Genomic DNA, 21,852 nt, shown 5'->3' with positions numbered 1-21,852 from the left:
GGTGGCACCTCATTTTTTTGGAAAAACTGCACCTCCGTGAACGAACGTATTACCGCCAGCATCGATGCTTTCTCGGCCGCCGAGCTTGCTTCGGAGGAAAGCCGCGCTGCGGCGACCCCGATGATGGAGCAGTATATCGAGATCAAGGCGAACAATCCCGGTTCGCTGCTGTTCTATCGCATGGGCGACTTCTACGAGTTGTTCTTCGAAGACGCTGTCGATGCCTCGCGCGCGCTTGGCATCACGCTGACGAAGCGCGGCCAGCACATGGGGCAGGATATCCCGATGTGCGGCGTGCCCGTTCACGCCGCCGACGACTATCTGCAGAAGCTGATCGGCCTCGGCTTCCGCGTTGCCGTCTGCGAGCAGGTGGAAGATCCGGCCGAAGCCAAGAAGCGCGGCGGCAAATCGGTGGTGCGGCGCGATGTCGTGCGCCTCGTCACGCCCGGCACGATCACCGAAGAGAAGCTGCTTTCGCCTTCGGAATCCAACTATCTCATGGCGCTCACCCGCATTCGCGGCGGAGCCGAGCCGCAGCTGGCGCTTGCCTGGATCGATATTTCCACGGGCGTCTTCCGCCTTGCCGAAACGGAGGCCTCGCGGCTGCTCGCCGATATCCTGCGCATCGATCCGCGCGAGCTGATTTTGCCGGATACCATGTTCCATGATCCCGAGCTGAAGCCGGTCTTCGACGTGCTCGGCCGCACGGCTGTCCCGCAGCCGGCGGTGCTGTTCGACAGCGCCAGCGCCGAGGGGCGGATTACCCGCTATTTCGGCGTCTCGACGCTCGACGGTTTCGGCACGTTCAGCCGTGCCGAGCTGGCTGCTGCCGCCGCCGCCGTTGCCTATGTCGAGAAGACGCAGATCGCCGAGCGGCCGCCGCTTGGCCTGCCGGAGCGCGAAAGCGGTGCCTCCACGCTGTTCATCGATCCCGCCACGCGCGCCAATCTCGAGCTGGTGCGCACGCTTTCCGGCGATCGCAACGGCTCGCTCCTGAAGGCGATCGACAGGACCGTGACCGGTGGCGGCGCCCGTCTTCTGGCCGAACGGCTGATGTCGCCGCTGACCGACCCCGCGCGCGTCAACGAGCGCCTGGATTCGATCGGCTTCCTGACGGAGGAGCCGTCGCTCTCGAGCGATCTGCGCTCGGCACTGAAGCATGTGCCGGATATGCCGCGCGCCTTGTCGCGGCTGGCGCTCGATCGCGGCGGTCCGCGCGATCTCTGGGCAATCCGGCAGGGACTGGCCGCGGCCGGCGATATCGCCCGTTTTCTCGACAGCGCCTTGCTGCCCGAAGAGCTTGCCGCGGCACTGGCCGGCCTGCAGGCCCTGCCCGCCGGTCTCGAAGCCATGCTCGCCGCGACGCTTGCCGACGAATTGCCCTTGCTGAAGCGGGACGGCGGCTTCCTGCGGGAGGGGGCGAATGCCGAGCTGGACGAGGTGCGCGCGCTGCGCGACCAGTCACGCCGCGTCATCGCCGGCCTGCAGCTGCAATATGCCGAGGAAACCGGCATCAAGTCGCTGAAGATCAAGCACAACAACGTGCTCGGCTATTTCATCGAAGTCACCGCCGGCAATGCCGGCCCGATGACGGATACGAGCGAAGCCAAGGCGCGCTTCATCCATCGACAGACCATGGCGAATGCCATGCGTTTCACCACGACCGAGCTTGCCGATCTCGAAAGCCGCATCGCCAATGCCGCCGACAAGGCGCTGGCCATCGAGCTTGAGGCTTTCGACCGTATGGTCGCGGCCGTTGTCGCCGCGGCCGAAGGGATCAAGGCCGGCGCCCGCGCGCTGTCGGTCATCGATGTCGGGGCAGGGCTTGCGCTGCTGGCCGAAGAGCAGGCCTATTGCCGGCCCGTCGTCGATGCGAGCCGCATGTTCGCCATCGAAGGCGGCCGCCATCCGGTGGTCGAGCAGGCGTTGCGTCGCCAGGCCGGCGGGCCGTTCGTCGCCAACAACTGCGATCTCTCCCCGAAGGCCGATGGCAAGGACGGCGCCATCTGGCTTCTGACCGGCCCGAACATGGGCGGTAAATCGACCTTTCTGCGCCAGAACGCATTGATCGCCATCCTCGCGCAGATGGGTGCCTTCGTGCCCGCCGCATCGGCGCATATCGGCATCGTCGACCGGCTGTTCTCGCGCGTCGGCGCCTCCGACGATCTGGCGCGCGGCCGTTCGACGTTCATGGTCGAGATGGTCGAGACGGCGGCGATCCTGAACCAGGCGACCGAACGTTCGCTCGTCATTCTCGACGAGATCGGCCGCGGCACCGCGACCTTCGACGGTCTTTCCATCGCCTGGGCCGCCGTCGAGCATCTGCATGAGGCCAACCGATGCCGCGGTCTCTTCGCCACGCATTTCCATGAACTGACCGTGCTTTCGGAAAAGCTCGGCCGGCTTTCGAATGCCACCATGCGCGTCAAGGAGTGGGATGGCGACGTCATCTTCCTGCACGAGGTCGGGCCGGGTGCTGCCGATCGCTCCTATGGCATTCAAGTGGCGCGTCTTGCCGGCCTGCCGGCCTCGGTGGTGGCGCGCGCCCGCGACGTTCTGACGCGGCTTGAAGACGCCGACCGCAAAAATCCAGCCAGCCAGCTCATCGACGACCTGCCGCTCTTTCAAGTGGCGGTCCGCCGGGAGGAGGCGACCGGTCGACGCGAGCCGTCGAAGGTCGAGGAGCGGCTGAAAACGCTCGATCTCGACGACCTGACGCCGCGAGCCGCTCTTGACGTGCTCTACGAACTGAAGAAAACCCTCACCAAGACCGGCTCACCATAGGCGATATTCCAAGGACAACATGATGTATCTCGAAGTTCTCCTCGCCGAGGTCCGTATTCTGGGCGAGCGCTTCTCTCCGATCGCGGCGCGCGGCAAGATCTGCGGCGAGGGCGAAGCCCCGGACTGTGAATCCGATCGCGGCCTGCTCGACATCACCCTGTCCTGCAGCCGGATTTCCGACATCTGCTCGAAGATCGCGAAGGCCGGCTATTGGGAATGTGAACGCGAGATGGTGACGCAGATCGGCGCCCAGTCACGAAACATATTGCATAGCTTGAACGAGCTCCGGCGGTCGCTCGAGCCGGCAATGCCCTAAAACTGCCGGCTTCTGTGTTGATTGCGCGTCACGCTTCGTCAACTTTGGCCCGATAAAAATCTTGAGGTTTGCCGATTCGACAGGGTCGGGTAAGGCTTGTGTCGAGGGATCCGGGCGTAGAATGCCTGTGTCAATCGCCTGTCAAAGAGGCTATAGCGCATGCAGACGAAAAGACAGGCGCCCCGGCAAGGGGCCGCGGTCAGCGAACAGAAAGCCGATCGGCAGAGCATGGAAACGCATCACATCGATTTCTCGACCATTCTCGACGTATCCGCGCTGAAAGTGGCGTGCGAGGCGCTCGCCAAACGGGGTCTGGACAAGAACGAGGAACGGTCCGCCCTGCTTGCGCTGTTGAAGAAGGCGAGCCAGGAGGGACGTGAGGAAGCGCGGCGGCTGCTGGTCGCGCGCGGCGGCGGCCTCGATTGCGCTCACCGGATTTCCTGGCTGCAGGACCAGATCATCACCGTCCTCTACGATTTCACCGTCCGCCATGTCTATCCGAAGCAGGCGGATGCGTTCTCCGTTACCGCTGTCGGCGGCTATGGCCGCGATACGCTGGCTCCGGGCTCCGACATCGATCTTCTCTTCCTCTTCCAGCCGAAGCCGGCAAGCGATACGCACAAGGCAGTGGAATTCATCCTCTATATGCTCTGGGACATGGGCTTCAAGGTTGGCCACGCCACGCGCACGGTCGAGGAATGCATCCAGCAGGCCAAATCGGACATGACGGTGCGGACCGCCGTCCTTGAGACCCGCTATATCTGCGGCAACGCGCCGTTGGCGCGTGAGCTGCAGGCTCGCTTCGACAAGGAAATCGTCACCAATACCGGCCCGGAATTCATCGCCGCCAAGCTTGCCGAGCGCGACGAGCGGCACCGCAAGGCCGGCGATACCCGCTATCTGGTCGAGCCCAACGTCAAGGAAGGCAAGGGCGGCCTGCGCGACCTGCACACGCTGTTCTGGATCTCGAAATATTACTACCACGTCCGCGATCCCGCCGAGCTGGTGAAGCTCGGGGTGCTTTCGAAGCAGGAATATCGCCTCTTCCAGAAGGCGGAGGATTTCCTGTGGGCCGTGCGCTGCCACATGCATTTCCTGACCGGCAAGGCGGAGGAGCGGCTTTCCTTCGATATTCAGCGCGATATCGCCGAGGCGCTTGGCTATCATGCCCGCCCTGGCCTTTCGGCGGTCGAGCGCTTCATGAAGCACTATTTCCTTGTCGCCAAGGATGTCGGCGATCTCACCCGCATCCTCTGCGCAGCCCTTGAGGACCAGCAGGCGAAGGCCACGCCGGGGCTTACCGGCGTCATCAGCCGCTTCGCCAATCGTTCGCGCAAGATCCCCGGCACCGTCGAATTCGTCGAGGATCGCGGCCGCATCGCGCTCGCCAACCCCGATGTCTTCAAGCGCGATCCCGTCAGCCTCATCAGGCTGTTCTTCGTCGCCGATATCAACGGCCTCGAATTCCACCCGGATGCCTTGAAGCGCGTCACCCGCTCCTTGAACCTGATCGACAACGATCTGCGCGAAAACGAGGAGGCAAACCGCCTCTTCCTCGCGATCCTGACGTCCAAGCGCGATCCGGCGCTGATCCTGCGCCGCATGAACGAGGCCGGCGTGCTCGGCCGCTTCATTCCGGAATTCGGCAAGATCGTCTCGATGATGCAGTTCAACATGTATCACCACTATACGGTGGACGAGCACCTGATCCGCGCCGTCGAGGTGCTGTCGGAGATCGACAAGGGCAAGGCGGAGGACATTCATCCGCTGACCAACAAGCTGATGCCGGGCATCGAGGATCGTGACGCGCTTTACGTCGCGGTGCTCCTGCACGATATCGCCAAGGGCCGCGAGGAGGATCACTCGGAAGCCGGCGCCAAGGTCGCGCGCAAGCTCTGCCCGCGTTTCGGCCTGTCGCCGAAGCAGACGGAGCTGGTTGTCTGGCTGATCGCCGAGCATCTGACCATGTCGATGGTTGCCCAGACGCGCGACCTGACCGATCGCAAGACCATCATCGATTTCGCCGACCGGGTGCAGTCGCTCGACCGGTTGAAGATGCTGCTGATCCTGACGGTGTGCGACATCCGCGCCGTCGGCCCCGGCGTCTGGAACGGCTGGAAGGGTCAGCTGCTGCGCACGCTCTATTATGAGACCGAGCTGCTGCTGGCCGGCGGTTTCTCCGAAGTATCGCGCAAGGAGCGGGCGGAAGCGGCCGCCCAGGCATTGGAGCACGCGCTTTCCGACTGGAACCAGAAGGACCGCAAGGCCTACGTCAAGCTGCACTACCAGCCCTATCTGCTGTCCGTGCCGCTGGAGGACCAGATCCGCCATACGCAGTTCATCCGCCAGGCGGACAAGGCAGGCAAGGTGCTCGCGACCATGGTGCGTACCGACAGTTTCCATGCCATTACCGAGATCACCGTGCTCTCGCCCGACCATCCGCGCCTGCTGACCGTGATCGCCGGCGCCTGCGCCGCCGCCGGCGCCAACATCGCGGACGCGCAGATCTTCACGACATCGGATGGCCGGGCCCTCGACACCATCCATGTCAGCCGCGAATTCGCCGACGATGCCGATGAATTGCGCCGTGCCGGGACTATCGGCAAGATGATCGAGGACGTGCTGGCCGGCCGCAAGCGCCTGCCGGAAGTCATTGCGACGCGGACGAAGAACCGCCGCAAGAACAAGGCTTTCGTCATCCCGCCGTCGGTCATCATCTCCAACAGCCTCTCCAACAAGTTCACGGTCATCGAGGTCGAATGCCTCGACCGCACCGGCCTGCTGTCGGAAATCACCGCCGTTCTTTCCGACCTGTCGCTCGATATCCAGTCGGCACGCATCACCACCTTCGGCGAAAAGGTCATCGACACCTTCTACGTCACCGACCTCGTCGGACAGAAGATTTCCAACGAGAACAAGCGGGCCTATATCACCGCGCGCTTGAAAGCGGTCATGGCGGGCGAGGAGGATGAAATGCGCGAGCGCATGCCTTCTGGCATTATCGCGCCCGCCGCCACGCGCGGCGTCGCCGTCGAAAAGTCAGACACAGAGAAGAAAGCCGGTTCCGCCGCATGAGCCTAGTCAAGAAATTCATCACCGTCGGTGGCGCGACGCTTGGCAGCCGCATCTTCGGCTTCGCGCGCGAAACGCTGATGGCGGCCGCCCTCGGCACCGGGCCGATGGCCGACGTTTTCTATGCCGCGTTCCGCTTTCCGAACCTCTTCCGCCGCCTGTTTGCCGAAGGCGCGTTCAACGCCGCCTTCGTGCCGCTCTTTGCCAAGGAAATCGAGGCACACGGCATCGAGGGCGCCAAGCGGTTTTCCGAGGAAGTCTTCGGCGTTCTCTTCTCGGTCCTGCTGCTGATTACCATCGTCATGGAACTGGCCATGCCGCTCCTCGTGCGTTGGGTCATCGCGCCTGGTTTCGCCGACGATGCCGAGAAATTCGACCTGACGGTCCGGTTGGCGGCCGTGATGTTCCCCTATCTCATGTCGATGTCGCTGACGGCGATGATGAGCGGCATGCTGAATTCGCTGCATCATTTCTTCGCCGCCGCCGTGGCCCCGATCTTCCTGAACCTGGTGATGATCAGCGCGCTGTTCTACGCGATCTATTACGGCGCCGATCCGCTGAGCACCGCCTGGTACCTGTCCTGGTCGGTGCTGGTGGCAGGCGTGCTGCAGCTGGCCGTCGTCTATATCGGCGTGCGACATGCCGGCATCAATATCGGCCTGCGCTTTCCGCGCTTCACGCCCAATGTCAAGCGGCTCCTGCTTCTGGCGATCCCAGCGGCCATCACCGGCGGCGTCACTCAGATCAATCTGGTGATCGGCCAGGCGATTGCCTCGGGCAAGGAAGGCGCGATCGCCGCCCTGCAATATGCAGACCGCATCTACCAGTTGCCGCTCGGCGTCGTCGGCGTCGCCGTCGGAATCGTGCTTCTGCCGGAACTGGCGCGTGCGCTGAAGTCGGGCCATATCAAGGAAGCCGCCAATATCCAGAACCGCTCGATCGAATTCGTGCTGTTCCTGACGCTGCCGGCCGCTGTCGCCCTGTGGCTGCTCTCCGACGATATCATCCGCGTGCTTTACGAGCGTGGCGCCTTCAACCCGAACAATACGGCGCTGGTCGGCTCCATCCTCGCCATCTTCGGCCTGGGACTGCCGGCTTTCGTGCTGATCAAGGCCTTGCAGCCCGGCTTTTATGCCCGCGAAGATACGAAATCGCCGATGCGCTACACGGCGGTCGCCGTCTTCGTCAATTCGGCGCTGTCCATCCTGCTTTTCCCGGTGCTGGCTGAGCGCGGCATTGCGCTTGCCGAGGCGGTCGCAGGATGGCTGAACGCTATACAGCTCTTCGTTACGCTCTATCGCCGCGGACACCTCGCCTGGGAGTGGTCGCTGGTGCGCCGCACCGTCATGTTGCTCGTCTCCTCCGCCGTCATGGGCGGCGTCATCGTATATTTGTCTCATCGTTGGGAGCCGCTTCTGGAGTCCAGCTCGACGCTGCTCACCAAGACCGGCGTCCTCGGCTTGCTCATATTGATTGCGATGGCGGTTTATTTCATTGTCGCCTTCCTGATCGGCGGCGTGGATTTGGGCATGGTACGCCGCAATTTGAAGCGCAAGCGGGCAGCGACTGCTCGAGATACCGAAGTGGTGAACGGGGAGTAGACAGCGAAGCCGGCTGTCGCGCACTCTCCGTATACCCGCAGTTTGTTTTGTTTCCGGAGCCTTCACATGTCTCAATCCCTCTTCCTCGTCGCCCTCGTCGTCGATGACTACGATCGCGCGAAAGCCTTCTACTGCGATGCTCTCGGCTTCGAGTGCCTGCAGGACGAGGTACAGCCGGAGGGCAAGCGCTGGGTCGTCATCAAGCCGCAAGGCGGGGAGGGGGCGGCGTTGCTGCTGGCCCAGGCTGCCGACGAAAGCCAGCGCGCCGCGATCGGCAACCAGACCGGCGGCCGCGTCGGCTTCTTCCTGAAGACGGACGATTTCGCGCGTGATCATACCGCGATGAAGGCAAAGGGCGTGCGGTTCATGGAGGAGCCCCGCCACGAGGTCTATGGCACGGTGGCGGTCTTTGCCGATCCCTATGGCAACACCTGGGATCTGATCCAGCACTCTTCCTGAGTGTCTGTCACATAGCCTCTTGATCCCCGTCGATCCCGCGTGCATAAGCCGCTCGAAACCAAGGGTCGAGCGCCGCTCGCCCGGGCCCTCCACAAGCCTTTTGAGGACGACATGACCGAATTCAAGCCGCTCGTATTCTCCGGCGTCCAGCCGACCGGCAATCTCCATCTCGGCAACTATCTCGGCGCGATCCGCAAGTTCGTGGCGCTGCAGGCCAACAACGACTGCATCTATTGCGTCGTCGACATGCATGCGCTGACGGCTCAGCTCGTGCATGAGGACATGCCGAACCAGACGCGCTCGATCACCGCGGCGTTTCTTGCCGCCGGCATCGACCCGGAAAAGCATATCGTCTTCAACCAGTCTGCCGTGCCGGCGCATGCCGAGCTCGCCTGGATCTTCAACTGTGTCGCCCGCATCGGCTGGATGAACCGCATGACGCAGTTCAAGGACAAGGCCGGCAAGGACCGCGAGCAGGCCTCGCTCGGCCTCTATGCCTATCCGAGCCTGATGGCCGCCGACATCCTGCTCTATCGCGCCACGCATGTTCCGGTCGGCGACGACCAGAAGCAGCATCTGGAGCTGACCCGCGACATCGCCATGAAGTTCAATCTGGACTACATGGAGCATATTCGCCGCACCGGCTACGGCATCGACATTACCGTCGGCGACGAGCCTGTGCATGCCTATTTCCCGATGGTCGAGCCGCTGATCGACGGCCCGGCGCCGCGCGTCATGTCGCTGCGGGACGGCACCAAGAAAATGTCGAAGTCCGACGCTTCCGACCTGTCGCGCATCAACCTGCTCGACGACGAGGAAAACATCTCGAAGAAGATCCGCAAGGCCAAGACCGATCCGGATGGCTTGCCGAGCGAAATCGCCGGTCTCGCAGGCCGCCCCGAAGCGGACAATCTGGTCGGCATCTATGCCGCGCTCGCCGACAAGTCGAAGGCCGATGTGCTTGCCGAATTCGGCGGCCAGCAGTTCTCCGTCTTCAAGCCGGCCCTGGTCGATCTCGCAGTCCATGTGCTCTCGCCGATCACCACGGAAATGCGCCGCCTGATGGCCGATCCCGGCCATATCGATACCGTCCTGCGCGATGGTGGCGCCCGTGCCCGTGCCCGTGCCGACGTCACGATGAAGCAGGTTCGCGACATTATCGGCTTTCTCTATTGATGATGTCGTGATGCAAGGCTCCCGTCGAAAAACGGGGGCTTGCAAAACGCGGTCTTCGGGTGTCAGAGTCCCCTTATGGTATCAAAACGTCTCTCACGCCTCGAAGGTCATCGCCGCAAGTTCATGGCGATCATCGACGGTACGCCGGAATGCCAGCGCGCCGTTCATTATGCCGGCCGGCGCGCCAAGAATTCCAATGGCGGCCTTGTGCTGCTCTATGTGATCCCCGAAGGCGACTTCCAGCAATGGCTTGGCGTCGAGGAGATCATGCGGGCGGAAGCGCGCGAGGAAGCCGAGGCGGTGACGGCAAAAGCGGCGCAGAGCATCCGTGAGAATGTCGGCATCGATGCGGAAATCGTCATTCGCGAAGGGTCGGCCGCCGAGCAGATCAATGCCGTCATCGAAGAGGATCGCGATATCGCGCTTCTGGTCCTTGCCGCCGGTTCTGCCAAGGAAGGCCCAGGCCCGCTCGTCTCGTCCATTGCCGGGCGCGCGGCAGCCTTTCCGATCCCGGTGACGGTGCTTCCGGACACGCTGAGCAACGAGGAAATCGACGCGCTGAGCTGATCGGCACATGCCATTTCTTGAGAAACACTCTCTTGAATAGAATGGCCAAAAGGCCTATTTTCTTTTGAAGTATTCTAAAGTCGGGACCGGGTGTTTGCCCGCCGCATGGAGATCAAGATGTTCATTCAGACCGAAGCGACGCCGAACCCCGCGACACTCAAGTTCCTGCCGGGCAAAGTGGTGATGGAAAACGGTACGGCCGAATTCCGCAGCGCCGAGGAAGCCGATGCTTCGCCGCTCGCGGCCCGTCTGTTCGAAATCCAGGGCGTGACCGGCGTTTATTTCGGCTATGACTTTATCTCGGTCTCCAAGGAAAGTCAGGAGTGGCAGCATCTGAAGCCCGCCATCCTCGGTTCCATCATGGAGCATTTCATGTCCGGCAAGCCGGTCATGGGGTCTTCTTCGGTTTCCTCGGAAGTGCAGGATGCCGGCGGCGAATTCTTTGACGAGGGCGACGAGGCGATCGTGCTGACCATCAAGGAGCTGCTGGAGACCCGCGTGCGTCCCGCCGTCGCCCAGGATGGCGGCGACATCACTTTCCGCGGCTTCCGCGACGGCAAGGTCTACCTCAACATGAAGGGATCCTGTGCCGGCTGCCCGTCCTCGACGGCGACGCTGAAGCATGGCGTGCAGAACCTGCTGCGCCATTTCGTCCCGGAAGTGCAGGAAGTCGAAGCCGTCTAATTCTGACGTTTCGGAAAAGTTGATATGATCGTCTTGGCGCTCGACACGGCAGGTGTGGATTGCGCTGCCGCTGTGTATGATAGCGGCAGTGATTCTGTGATGGGGGAGGTCACGGAAACGATTGGACGGGGGCATGCCGAGCATCTGATGCACGTTGTCGACGAAGCGCTGGCGAAAGCCAATGTCGCGCTCTCGGCGATCGAGCGTGTCGTCGTGACCGTCGGCCCCGGTTCCTTCACCGGCATCCGCATCGGCGTCGCAGCCGCGCGCGGCTTTGCACTCTCCCTCAACGTTCCCGCGGTTGGCGTCACGACCCTCGAGGTCATGGCGGCGGCCGCGCGAGAGCAGAATCCGGGCAAGTCGGTTCTGGCTGCCATCGATGCCAAGCGCGAGGAGATTTATCTCCAGAGCTTCGATGCCGATGGCGACCCGCTGGACGAGGCACGGGCCGTAACGATCGACGAAGCGCGGACGATTGCCGCCGCCTTCGATGGTATCGTTACAGGGACGGCTATCGCCCGGCTGAGCGACGCGCCGCCGGCGGAGCGGCCAGACGCATTTCCGATTGCCATCGTCGCCCGGCTGGGCGCTGGCAAACCTGCCGGCGAAAAGCCGAAGCCGCTTTATCTTCGCGGACCCGATGCCAGACCGCAGGCCGGATACGCAGTCGCCAGGCAATAGACATGCTCGAATCCTACCTTACCTTGAAAGCCGAATACGAAATCGTCCCGATGGAGATCAAGGATTGCGCCGAAGTGGCCCTCCTGCACGGTGAGCGGTTTCCGCGGATCTGGGACGAGACCGAATTCCAGGGCCTCCTCTCACAGCAGACCACATTCGGGTTTGTCGCCCGCCAGACCAATGCCATCCTGAGGAAGGCGCTTCCTGGCTTCGTGCTGGCGCGGCATGTGGCCGGCGAGGGCGAAATCCTCACCATTGCCGTCAACGCCAAGCTCGGGCGCTCCGGTCTCGGCTGGAGGCTGATGCAGGCAGCACTGCGCGAAACCCGCAATCGTGGCGGCGAGACCATGTTTCTGGAAGTCGACGGCGGCAATCAGCCCGCGCTCGGCCTCTACCGCAAGCTCGGCTTCGAAAAGGTCGGCGAGCGCAAGGCCTACTATCTCGGCGACGACGGCACGAAGTCGACGGCGCTTGTCATGCGCCGCGTTCTTCGCTAGTCCGTTGTCACAGTCCAAATAGACCGAAGACAGCAATCGATGGATGATGCCGTAAAATCCCTTGAGGAGCTTTGCGCCGAGCGCGGCATGCGAATGACGGAGCAGCGCCGGATCATCGCGCGCATCATCGAGAATTCCGGCGATCACCCGGATGTCGAGGAGCTCTACCGCCGTTCCGTTCAGGTGGATGCGAAGATCTCGATTTCCACGGTCTATCGCACCGTCAAGCTATTCGAGGATGCCGGCCTTCTTGCCCGCCACGACTTTCGCGATGGCCGTTCCCGCTACGAGACCGTGCCGGAAGAGCATCACGATCACCTGATCGACCTGAAGAGCGGCGTTGTGATCGAATTCCACTCGCCGGAAATCGAGGCGCTGCAGGAGCGCATTGCCCGCGAACACGGCTTCAAACTCGTCGACCACCGGCTGGAGCTCTACGGCATCCCGCTGAAGAAGGACGGAGGTTGACGTGAAGGCTTTCATGCAGGAGCGAATGATTTGATGACCTGGCTGCGCATCGGCTGTGCCGCCGTGGTCATCTGTGTCGTCAGCGCCGTGATGCTGCCGCTGCAGATCCTTTGCCTGCGCTTCGACTGGAAACTCAGGCGATACCTGCCGCGCTACTGGCATCGCATCGTCTGCTACTGGCTTGGCGTGCGCATCCATGTCATCGGCAAGCTCGAGACGAGCCGGCCTTTGATGCTGGCTTCCAACCATTCGTCCTGGCTCGACATTCTCGTTCTCTCGGCGGTCGCCGATGTCTCCTTCATCGCCAAGTCGGAAGTGAAGGACTGGCCGATCTTCGGCCTGTTCGCGCAATGGCAGAAGAGCGTGTTCATCGAGCGCGAGCAGAAGCGCAAGACGGGCGATCAGGTCAACGAGATTGCCGAGCGCATGGCCGACGGCGAAATCATGGTGCTGTTTCCGGAGGGGACCACCTCGGACGGCAATCGGCTGCTGGAGGTCAAGTCTTCGCTCTTCGGTGCCGCTGCCGCGGCCTTGCCGAAGACGCCGGATGCGGTCGTTCATGTGCAGCCGGTGGCGGTCGCCTATACCCGCATTCACGGTATCGCGATGGGCCGCTATTATCGCCCGATCGCCGCCTGGCCAGGTGATATCGAGCTGGTGCCGCACCTGAAGGATATCGTCGCCTGTGGTGCGATCGACGTCGACGTCTGCTTCGGCGAAGCGGTCGACTATCGCGCCGGCACCAACCGCAAGGAAGTCAGCGCCACCGTTGCGCGGCGTATCCGCGCGATGCTCGCCAGCCGCCTGCTTGGCCGCGAGATCGCCTGATTTCCAGGTGGTTTCAACTTTTTCATTTTCTCCGAAAGCAAAAGCCACTACATAGCGGCCATGACCAAGGACAGCCTGACCCTCGACGCCCCGGCGACCGATGCCCTGCAGCTCGGCCCCCGCGACGGCTCCAACAGCCGCAAGGTCTTCATCAAGACCTACGGTTGCCAGATGAACGTCTATGATTCCACGCGGATGAGCGATGCGCTCGCCCGCGACGGCTACGAGCCGACCGAGGACATGGAAGAGGCCGACCTTGTCCTGCTGAACACCTGTCATATCCGCGAGAAGGCGGCGGAAAAGGTCTATTCCGCGCTCGGCCGCCTGCGCGACATGAAGAAGCGCAAGGCTGCCGACGGCCGCGAGATGATGATCGGCGTCACCGGCTGCGTCGCCCAGGCGGAGGGCGAGGAGATTCTTCGCCGTGCGCCTGCCGTCGATGTGGTGATCGGTCCGCAGACCTATCACCGTCTGCCGGATGCGCTTCGCCGCGCCAAGGAAGGCCAGCGCGTCGTCGATACGGAATATGCGATCGAAGACAAGTTCGAGCATCTGCCGATCGCCGAAAAGACGAAGATCCGCGCCCGCGGCGTCACCGCATTCCTGACGGTGCAGGAAGGCTGCGACAAGTTCTGCACCTTCTGCGTCGTTCCCTATACGCGCGGCTCCGAAGTCTCGCGACCCGTCTCCCAGATCGTCGAGGAAGCCGAAAAGCTGGTGGATGGCGGCGTGCGCGAAATCACGCTGCTCGGCCAGAACGTCAATGCCTGGCATGGCGCCGGCCCCAGGGGCGAAGCCTGGAGCCTCGGCGACCTGCTTTATCGCCTGGCGGAGATTCCCGGCCTCGCGCGTCTGCGCTACACGACCAGCCACCCGCGCGACATGGACGAGCGCCTGATCGACGCGCATCGCGACCTGCGCACGCTGATGCCCTATCTGCATCTGCCCGTCCAGGCCGGTTCGGATCGCATCCTGAAGGCGATGAACCGGCGGCATACGGCTGCCGAATATCTTGCGCTCATCGAGAGGATCCGCACGGCACGCCCCGACATCGCCCTGTCGGGCGATTTCATCGTCGGCTTTCCGGGGGAGACAGATCAGGATTTTGAGGATACATTAAAGCTGATCGAGGAGGTGAACTATGCACAGGCCTTCTCGTTCAAATATTCGACTCGTCCCGGCACGCCCGGCGCGGATTTGAAGGATCAGGTGCCCGAAGAGATCAAGACGGAGCGGCTGGAGCGGTTGCAGGCGTTGTTGCTGCGGCAGCAGCATGCTTTTGCCGAGGCCTGCGTGGGCAAAACAGTGGATATCCTTCTGGAAAAGCCGGGCCGGATGCCCGGCCAGTTGATTGGACGCTCCCCTTGGCTGCAATCTGTGAATGTTGATGCAAAAGCATCGCAAATCGGTGACATTATCAACGTACGAATCACCGGAACCAGCACCAACAGCCTTTTTGCTGAATTGCTTTAGGTTCCGGACGGATTAAAGGAGCCGCACCGCTTGAACGGACAGGAATTGGTTTCTTCTTCATCGCGCCAGCCCCGCACCGCGAGCGACGCCAATCACTTCACCCTGACGTTCGAGAATAATCGGTTCGCCAGCGAACTTTTCGGACAATTCGATCAGAACCTGAAGCTGCTTGAAGAGCGTCTCGGCATCGATGCGCGGGCCCGCGGCAATTCCGTCGTAATCACCGGCGATGTGCTTGCCACCAATCAGGCGCGCCGCACGCTCGATTATCTCTATGACAAGCTGCAAAAAGGCGGCAATGTAGAGCGTTCCGACGTGGAAGGGGCAATCCGCATGGCGGTTGCCGCCGACGATCAATTGACGCTGCCGACTATGGAGAGAAAAGCCAAGTTGACGATGGCGCAGATTTCGACGCGCAAGAAGACGATCATTGCTCGCACGCCGACGCAAGACGCCTATATCCGCGCGCTGGAGCGTTCCGAGATGGTGTTCGGCGTCGGCCCGGCCGGCACGGGCAAGACCTATCTGGCCGTTGCGCACGCCGCCCAGCTTCTGGAGCGCGGCGCGGTGGAAAAGATCATCCTGTCGCGGCCGGCCGTCGAGGCCGGTGAGCGCCTTGGCTTCCTGCCGGGCGATATGAAGGAAAAGGTCGATCCCTATCTGCGTCCGCTCTATGACGCGCTCTATGACATGATGCCGGGCGACAAGGTAGAGCGTGCGATCACCGCGGGCGTCATCGAGATCGCGCCGCTCGCCTTCATGCGCGGCCGCACGCTTGCCAACGCCGCCGTCATCCTCGACGAAGCGCAGAACACGACGTCGATGCAGATGAAGATGTTCCTGACGCGTCTCGGCGAGAATTCGCGGATGATCATAACGGGCGATCCGAGCCAGATCGACTTGCCGCGCGGCGTCAAGTCCGGCCTGGTGGAAGCGCTGCAACTCCTGCACGGCGTCGAAGGCATCTCCATCGTTCGTTTCAAGGACACCGACGTCGTGCGTCACGCGCTGGTGGCGCGTATCGTTCGGGCCTATGATTCGACCTATGCCACCCAGGGCGAGGAAAGCGATCCGCAGATCTGATCTGCGGCCCAAAAGCTCATGGCCGAACTCGATATACAGATCAGCGTGGAGGAGGGCGATTGGCCCTCCGAAGAACAGTTGCAAGCCCTGGCCGAGCGGGTGCTCGGAACAGCGGCGGCCTATTTGAAGAAGCAGGAAAAGCAGCCGTTTCCCAAGATCGCGCCCGAACTGTCTCTGGTGTTCACCGACGACGCTTCCATCCGCCAGATCAACGCGGAATGGCGCTCACAGGACAAGGCGACGAACGTGCTGTCCTTCCCGGCCTTCCCGCTGCAGCCCGGCGGCAAGCCCGGCCCGATGCTCGGCGATATCATCATCGCCAGGGAAACGGTGGAGCGCGAAGCCACCGACCTCGAAAAGAGTTTTGACGACCATCTGACCCATTTGATGGTGCATGGTTTCTTGCATCTCTTCGGCTACGATCATATGAATAATGGCGAAGCCGAAAGAATGGAGGGGCTGGAGACTCGCATTTTGGCGGAGCTTGGCCTATCTGATCCCTATGCGGGACAAGATCCCATTTGATTTGAACCCTGTCTGACCAGGAACAATGAGCGACTTTACGACAAGATCGGCCCCCGAGGCCAAAGACGGAGCCGATGCGGCCTCCTCCGACGAGGTAGGCAGTAGTAGCAACGGCAAGCGATCCCACTCTTCATTCTGGTCGCGCGCTGCGCGCATCCTTCGCCCGGCCCAGGGTGCAGCCAGGCTGCGCGAGGATCTGGCCGATGCATTGATGACCAATGCGGCCGATGACGATGCTTTTTCCCCCGACGAACGCGCGATGCTGCACAACATCCTGCGCTTCCGCGAGGTGCGCGTCGAGGACGTCATGGTGCCGCGCGCCGACATCGAAGCCGTGGACCAGAACATCACCATCGGCGAGCTGATGATCCTGTTCGAGGAAAGCGGCCGCTCGCGCATGCCCGTCTATGCCGACACGCTGGATGATCCGCGCGGCATGGTGCATATCCGCGATCTTCTGTCCTATGTTGCCAAGCAGGCGCGCAATAAGCGCCGCGGCAGCGGCGTCAAGGCCGCCGCCGCAACGGGCGCGACCACAGCCGAGAAGCCGCCGCGCTCGGTCAAGCCGAACTTCGATCTGTCGCGCGTCGATCTGCAGAAGACGCTGGTCGAGGCCGGCATCATCCGCAAGATCCTCTTCGTGCCGCCCTCGATGCTGGCCTCCGATCTTCTGCGCCGCATGCAGGTCAACCGCACGCAGATGGCGCTTGTCATCGACGAGTATGGCGGCACCGACGGCCTGGCGTCGCATGAGGACATCGTCGAAATGGTCGTCGGCGATATCGACGACGAGCATGATGACGAAGAAGTGATGTTCAAGCGCGTCTCCGAGGACGTCTTCGTTGCCGATGCCCGCGTCGAGCTGGAAGAGATCGCCGCGGCGATCGGCCCGGATTTCGACATCATCGAGCAGGTGGACGAGGTGGATACGCTCGGCGGTCTGATCTTCTCCGCGCTCGGCCGCATTCCCGTGCGTGGCGAGGTCGTGCAGGCGCTACCGGGCTTCGAGTTTCATATTCTCGATGCCGATCCGCGTCGCATCAAGCGGGTTCGCATCACGCGCAAGCGTCATGCCGCGCGCCGTCGTCCGGCCAAGGCCGAGGGCGAGACGGGCGGGTCGGACCGTGGACTGCCGGCGCCGGATGCGATTGCTGAGGAAACTTCGGCCGAACCCAACGCCTCCAGCCATTAAGTGCCACTTCGGCGGGACAAACCGCTGCTTTTTTGAAAGACTGCGGCCAGTTGATTCGCAGGTGGACGGAGCTGGCGCATGGAGTGGCTTTCGGGCAGGGTGATCCTCGTCTGGGGTTTTAAACGTGCGTTGCTTGCGATACTGGCGGGTGCCATCGGCGTGCTGGCGCTGCCGCCTTTCGGCTTTTTCGCGGCGATGTTTATCTCCTTCACGCTGCTCGTCTGGCTGCTGGACGGCGTTGCCGCCGGCCCGGATAGCGGCTTGCTTGGGCGGCTGTGGCCGGCCTTCTTCACCGGCTGGCTGTTCGGCTTCGGCTATTTCGTCGCCGGCCTGTGGTGGCTTGGCCATGCGCTGCTGATCGATGCCGACGAGTTCGCCTGGGCCTTGCCCTTGGCAATTCTCGGGCTGCCGGCCTTTCTGGCCGTCTTCTATGGCATTGCGACCGTGCTTGCCCGCATCCTGTGGTCCGATGGCATGGGGCGCATCGCAGCGCTTGCCTTCAGCTTCGGTATCCTCGAATGGGTGCGCAGCTTTCTCTTTACCGGATTTCCCTGGAACGCCATCGGCTATGGCGCCATGCCCATTCCGCTGATGATGCAGTCGGCGCATGTCATCGGCGTGCTTGGCGTCACCGTGCTTGCCGTGTTCGTCTTCGCCGCTCCCGCACTCCTCGGCACCCGTCAGGGCCGGATACCGGGGATCGGCCTTGCCGTCGTCATCGCAGCCGCCCATTTCGGCTACGGCTACTACGCCCTGAATTTGCCGGAGGCGCCACGGGCGAACAGCACGACGGCGCCGGTCGTGCGCATCGTCCAGCCGTCCATCGACCAGGAGACCAAGATGGACACGGCGGCCGATCGCGCCGCCATCTTCGACAAGCACCTGGCGCTTTCGGTCCAGCCGCCGGCAAACGGCGGCAAGCGGCCTGATATCATCGTCTGGCCCGAAACAGCGGTGCCCTTCATCCTGACGGACAACCGGGATGCGCTCGCCCGCATCGCCGATCAGCTCGAGGATGACCAGATCCTCATCACCGGCGCCGTCCGCGTGGAAGACATGGGGCCGGGCGTCGAGCCGCGCTACTACAACTCGATCTACGTCATCGACGGCCGGGGCCAGATCATCGGCGCCTCCGACAAGACCCATCTGGTGCCCTTCGGCGAATATGTGCCCTTCGAGCATATTCTCAGCTATCTCGGCATCGAGAACGTCGTGGAACTGCCGGGCGGGTTTTCCGCCGCCGCGAAACGGCAGTTGCTGACCCTGCCCGATGGCATCAAGTTCTATCCGCTGATCTGCTACGAGATCATCTTCCCGAATGAAATGACGCCCGAGATCCGGCAGGCAGATGCCATCCTCAACGTCACCAACGACGGCTGGTTCGGCGATACGCCCGGCCCCTATCAGCATTTCCTGCAGGCAAGGGTGAGAGCGGTGGAGCAGGGGTTGCCGCTGATTCGCAGCGCCAATACCGGCATTTCGGCTTTCGTCGATCCGCATGGGCGTGTGCTTTCGGGCATCGATTATAACCAACAAGGTTTCATAGACACCACTTTAGGTGGCGCAACCGTATCGCGCATCGACGACAATGCCCGAAAAGTATACTTTTGGTTGATTGTCGGTGCGGTCGGTATGATCGCGTTGTTTTCACGCATGGGTTTTATTTCAAGGGTGAATTGACCAAAAAACCCTAAAATTGCATAGTGCTTCGTGTCCGCCTTTCGAACGTAGACTGGAGGCCTTGGGGGCGTCGGCTGCAACGTGGCGTTATAGGGGTGGTGAAGGGTACCGGGTGGCAGGTCCTGAATTCAACCTATGTTAGGGTAATATGATGATTGAAAACAAAAAGAAGCCGAACCCCATCGACATTCATGTCGGTAGCCGCATACGCCTCCGCCGCACGATGCTTGGCATGAGCCAGGAAAAGCTCGGCGAAAGCCTCGGAATTACGTTTCAGCAAATCCAGAAATACGAAAAAGGCACCAATCGCGTTGGCGCCAGCCGCCTCCAGAACATCTCCAGCATTCTCAATGTCCCGGTTTCCTTCTTCTTCGAGGATGCCCCGGGTGAACACTCGGCGGCCGGCGGCATGGCCGAGGCTTCCAGCTCCAACTACGTCGTCGACTTTCTGTCTTCCTCCGAAGGGCTGCAGCTCAATCGCGCCTTCGTGAAGATTTCAGATGGTAAGGTCCGCCGCAAGGTCGTCGAGCTGGTCAAGGCGCTCGCGGCCGAGGCGGACGCCGAGTAACCCTTCCGAAGCAAGGATGAAACGATAAAGTCGAGAGGCGGTCATTTTGGCCGCCTTTTCTGCATTTAGGGCAAAATTTTATCACTTTGGCGGGGATATAAAGATATATTTATGTCCTTGTTCGGCTTGTTTTTCGAGGCGGAGGCGAATATCAAAAGCATAGATTTGTTCTTTGAGGGGAATCCCGCATGCGCGCGAATTATCTGTTTACGAGTGAGTCTGTTGCCGAAGGTCACCCGGATAAAGTTTGTGACCGCATTTCTGATGAAATTGTCGATCTGGTTTACCGCGAGGCCACAAAGACCGGCGTGAACCCCTGGAGCGTGCGCATTGCCTGCGAGACTCTTGCCACCACCAATCGCGTCGTGATCGCCGGCGAAGTTCGCCTGCCGCCGAGCCTGATGAAGAAGGACAAGGATGGCAACGACGTCATCAACCCTTCGAAGTTCAAGGCCGCCGCCCGTCGCGCCATCAAGGACATCGGCTACGAACAGGACGGCTTCCACTGGAAGAAGGCGCGCATCGACGTGCTCCTGCATTCGCAGTCTGCCGATATCGCCCAGGGCGTCGACAATGCCGCCGACCAGCAGGGCGACGAAGGTGCCGGCGACCAGGGCATCATGTTCGGCTATGCCTGCCGCGAAACTCCGGATCTCATGCCGGCGCCGATCTACTATTCGCATAAGATCCTGCAGCTGCTCGCTGCCGCCCGCAAGAAGGGTGACGGCGACGTCGCCAAGCTCGGCCCGGATGCCAAGAGCCAGGTCACGGTGCGCTACGTCGACGGTAAGCCGGCGGAAGTGACCTCGATCGTGCTGTCCACCCAGCATCTCGACGAAAGCTGGGATTCGAACAAGGTTCGTGCCGTCGTCGAACCCTACATCCGCGAAGCGCTCGGCGACCTCAAGATCGCATCCGATTGCAAGTGGTACATCAACCCCACGGGCAAGTTCGTCATCGGCGGCCCGGATGGCGACGCCGGCCTGACCGGCCGCAAGATCATCGTCGATACCTACGGCGGCGCAGCCCCGCACGGCGGCGGTGCCTTCTCCGGCAAGGACACGACCAAGGTCGACCGTTCGGCAGCCTATGCGGCCCGCTATCTTGCAAAGAACGTCGTTGCCGCGGGTCTTTCCGACCGCTGCACGATCCAGCTTTCCTACGCTATCGGCGTTGCCCAGCCGCTGTCGATCTATGTCGACCTGCACGGCACGGGCAAGGGTGTTACCGAGGATCAGGTCGAAGCGGCCATCCGCAAGAACATGGACCTTTCGCCGACCGGCATCCGTCGTCACCTCGACCTCAACAAGCCGATCTATGCCAAGACCTCGGCCTATGGCCATTTCGGCCGCAAGGCTGGTCGTGACGGCTCCTTCTCCTGGGAGCGGACCGACCTGGTGAAGGCTCTCAAGGAAGCTGTGAAGATCCGGGAAGCCGCATGATCGATACCGAGCGCCGGTCGCGGGCGACGGAAGCATTCTTCGGCCGGCGCAAGGGTAAGGCCTTGCGCGGCCAGCAGGCTGAAAAGCTGGAAGCATTGCTGCCGCGGTATATCGTCGATCTTTCCGCCCCGGCGCCGCAGCCGCTGAACGATCTCTTCCCGGTGCCGACAGAACGTCTGCGCCTGGAGATCGGCTTCGGCGGTGGAGAGCATCTGATTCACAGGGCGCTGGAGCAGCCGAAGACCGGCTTCATCGGCGTGGAACCCTTCGTGAATTCCATGCAGAAGCTGCTTGCGCGCGTCGATGACGCCGGTGCGCACAATATCCGGGTCTACAATGACGACGCGACGCAGGTGCTGGATTGGCTGCCGGACGGCTGCCTCGACCAGATCGATCTGCTCTATCCCGATCCCTGGCCGAAGAAGAAACACTGGAAGCGCCGCTTCGTTTCGCAGGTCAATCTGGCCCGCTTCCATCGCGTCCTCAAGCCCGGCGCGCTCTTCTGCTTCGCCTCCGATATCGACACCTATGTCAATTGGACGCTGCAGCATTGCCAGGCGCATGGCGGCTTCGAGTGGACTGCCCGGAATGCCGCCGATTGGCTGACGCCCTACGAAGGCTGGCCGAGCACGCGCTATGAGGCGAAGGCCCGGCGCGAAGGACGCTCATCCGCCTATCTGACCTTCAGGAAGGTCTGATCGCTCGTTCTTGGGGCGAAAATTTGAGATATCAGTGATCGCATCATCTCGTCTGGAC

Annotated in this window: 20 protein-coding genes; all 20 read left to right on the top strand. The window is 62.1% G+C overall.

The window, feature by feature from the left end; genetic code table 11:
* The first annotated feature begins 120 nt into the window (after positions 1 to 120).
* Entirely contained in the window at positions 121 to 2,784 is a 2,664-nt protein-coding gene (gene mutS / locus GR212_RS02530) for a DNA mismatch repair protein MutS (protein WP_204326253.1), read from the top strand.
* 19 nt (positions 2,785 to 2,803) lie between these two features.
* Entirely contained in the window at positions 2,804 to 3,100 is a 297-nt protein-coding gene (locus tag GR212_RS02525) for a hypothetical protein (RefSeq protein WP_246725662.1), read from the top strand.
* A 159-nt stretch (positions 3,101 to 3,259) separates the two neighbouring features.
* Entirely contained in the window at positions 3,260 to 6,175 is a 2,916-nt protein-coding gene (locus GR212_RS02520) for a [protein-PII] uridylyltransferase (protein WP_163984870.1), read from the top strand.
* Complete coding sequence (gene murJ / locus GR212_RS02515) at positions 6,172 to 7,773, top strand: murein biosynthesis integral membrane protein MurJ (protein WP_163984869.1); 1,602 nt, start codon at positions 6,172 to 6,174, stop codon at positions 7,771 to 7,773. Before GR212_RS02520 ends, murJ begins: the two co-directional genes overlap by 4 nt.
* Before the next feature lie 66 nt (positions 7,774 to 7,839).
* Positions 7,840 to 8,232, top strand: a complete 393-nt coding sequence (locus GR212_RS02510; RefSeq protein ID WP_163984868.1) for a VOC family protein — start codon at positions 7,840 to 7,842, stop codon at positions 8,230 to 8,232.
* A 111-nt stretch (positions 8,233 to 8,343) separates the two neighbouring features.
* A complete protein-coding gene (gene trpS / locus GR212_RS02505) occupies positions 8,344 to 9,408 on the top strand; it encodes a tryptophan--tRNA ligase (RefSeq protein WP_163984867.1) in 1,065 nt (354 codons plus the stop codon).
* 75 nt (positions 9,409 to 9,483) lie between these two features.
* A complete protein-coding gene (locus GR212_RS02500) occupies positions 9,484 to 9,975 on the top strand; it encodes a universal stress protein (RefSeq protein ID WP_163984866.1) in 492 nt (163 codons plus the stop codon).
* Between the two features lie 117 nt (positions 9,976 to 10,092).
* Complete coding sequence (locus GR212_RS02495; protein ID WP_163984865.1) at positions 10,093 to 10,659, top strand: NifU family protein; 567 nt, start codon at positions 10,093 to 10,095, stop codon at positions 10,657 to 10,659.
* A gap of 24 nt (positions 10,660 to 10,683) precedes the next feature.
* On the top strand, positions 10,684 to 11,340 hold the full coding sequence (gene tsaB, locus GR212_RS02490) for a tRNA (adenosine(37)-N6)-threonylcarbamoyltransferase complex dimerization subunit type 1 TsaB (protein ID WP_163984864.1): 657 nt from the start codon (positions 10,684 to 10,686) through the stop codon (positions 11,338 to 11,340).
* Between the two features lie 2 nt (positions 11,341 to 11,342).
* The gene (locus tag GR212_RS02485; RefSeq protein ID WP_163984863.1) at positions 11,343 to 11,837 is read left to right on the top strand and encodes a GNAT family N-acetyltransferase; all 495 of its coding nucleotides are present in this window, start codon (positions 11,343 to 11,345) and stop codon (positions 11,835 to 11,837) included.
* A gap of 39 nt (positions 11,838 to 11,876) precedes the next feature.
* Positions 11,877 to 12,305, top strand: coding sequence for a Fur family transcriptional regulator (locus GR212_RS02480; protein ID WP_163984862.1), 429 nt, complete (start codon positions 11,877 to 11,879; stop codon positions 12,303 to 12,305).
* A 30-nt stretch (positions 12,306 to 12,335) separates the two neighbouring features.
* Positions 12,336 to 13,133, top strand: coding sequence for a lysophospholipid acyltransferase family protein (locus tag GR212_RS02475; RefSeq protein WP_163984861.1), 798 nt, complete (start codon positions 12,336 to 12,338; stop codon positions 13,131 to 13,133).
* A 60-nt stretch (positions 13,134 to 13,193) separates the two neighbouring features.
* Positions 13,194 to 14,606: a tRNA (N6-isopentenyl adenosine(37)-C2)-methylthiotransferase MiaB gene (miaB, locus tag GR212_RS02470; protein WP_163984860.1), complete on the top strand. Its 1,413-nt coding sequence runs from the start codon at positions 13,194 to 13,196 to the stop codon at positions 14,604 to 14,606.
* A gap of 30 nt (positions 14,607 to 14,636) precedes the next feature.
* A complete protein-coding gene (locus tag GR212_RS02465) occupies positions 14,637 to 15,689 on the top strand; it encodes a PhoH family protein (protein WP_163984859.1) in 1,053 nt (350 codons plus the stop codon).
* Between the two features lie 18 nt (positions 15,690 to 15,707).
* Positions 15,708 to 16,214, top strand: a complete 507-nt coding sequence (gene ybeY, locus GR212_RS02460; RefSeq protein ID WP_163984858.1) for an rRNA maturation RNase YbeY — start codon at positions 15,708 to 15,710, stop codon at positions 16,212 to 16,214.
* Between the two features lie 25 nt (positions 16,215 to 16,239).
* Complete coding sequence (locus GR212_RS02455; protein WP_163984857.1) at positions 16,240 to 17,406, top strand: hemolysin family protein; 1,167 nt, start codon at positions 16,240 to 16,242, stop codon at positions 17,404 to 17,406.
* 78 nt (positions 17,407 to 17,484) lie between these two features.
* Positions 17,485 to 19,086, top strand: coding sequence for an apolipoprotein N-acyltransferase (gene lnt / locus GR212_RS02450; protein ID WP_163984856.1), 1,602 nt, complete (start codon positions 17,485 to 17,487; stop codon positions 19,084 to 19,086).
* 151 nt (positions 19,087 to 19,237) lie between these two features.
* Positions 19,238 to 19,654, top strand: coding sequence for a helix-turn-helix domain-containing protein (locus GR212_RS02445; RefSeq protein ID WP_163984855.1), 417 nt, complete (start codon positions 19,238 to 19,240; stop codon positions 19,652 to 19,654).
* 188 nt (positions 19,655 to 19,842) lie between these two features.
* Positions 19,843 to 21,096: a methionine adenosyltransferase gene (gene metK / locus GR212_RS02440; protein ID WP_163984854.1), complete on the top strand. Its 1,254-nt coding sequence runs from the start codon at positions 19,843 to 19,845 to the stop codon at positions 21,094 to 21,096.
* Entirely contained in the window at positions 21,093 to 21,794 is a 702-nt protein-coding gene (trmB, locus tag GR212_RS02435) for a tRNA (guanine(46)-N(7))-methyltransferase TrmB (protein ID WP_163984853.1), read from the top strand. Before metK ends, trmB begins: the two co-directional genes overlap by 4 nt.
* The last annotated feature ends 58 nt before the right edge of the window (positions 21,795 to 21,852 follow it).

Origin of the sequence: Martinezella lusitana, from assembly GCF_010668395.1 — a bacterium.
Taxonomy (GTDB): Bacteria; Pseudomonadota; Alphaproteobacteria; order Rhizobiales; family Rhizobiaceae; genus Rhizobium; species Rhizobium lusitanum_A.
This window is presented reverse-complemented; position numbering and strand designations above follow the sequence as displayed.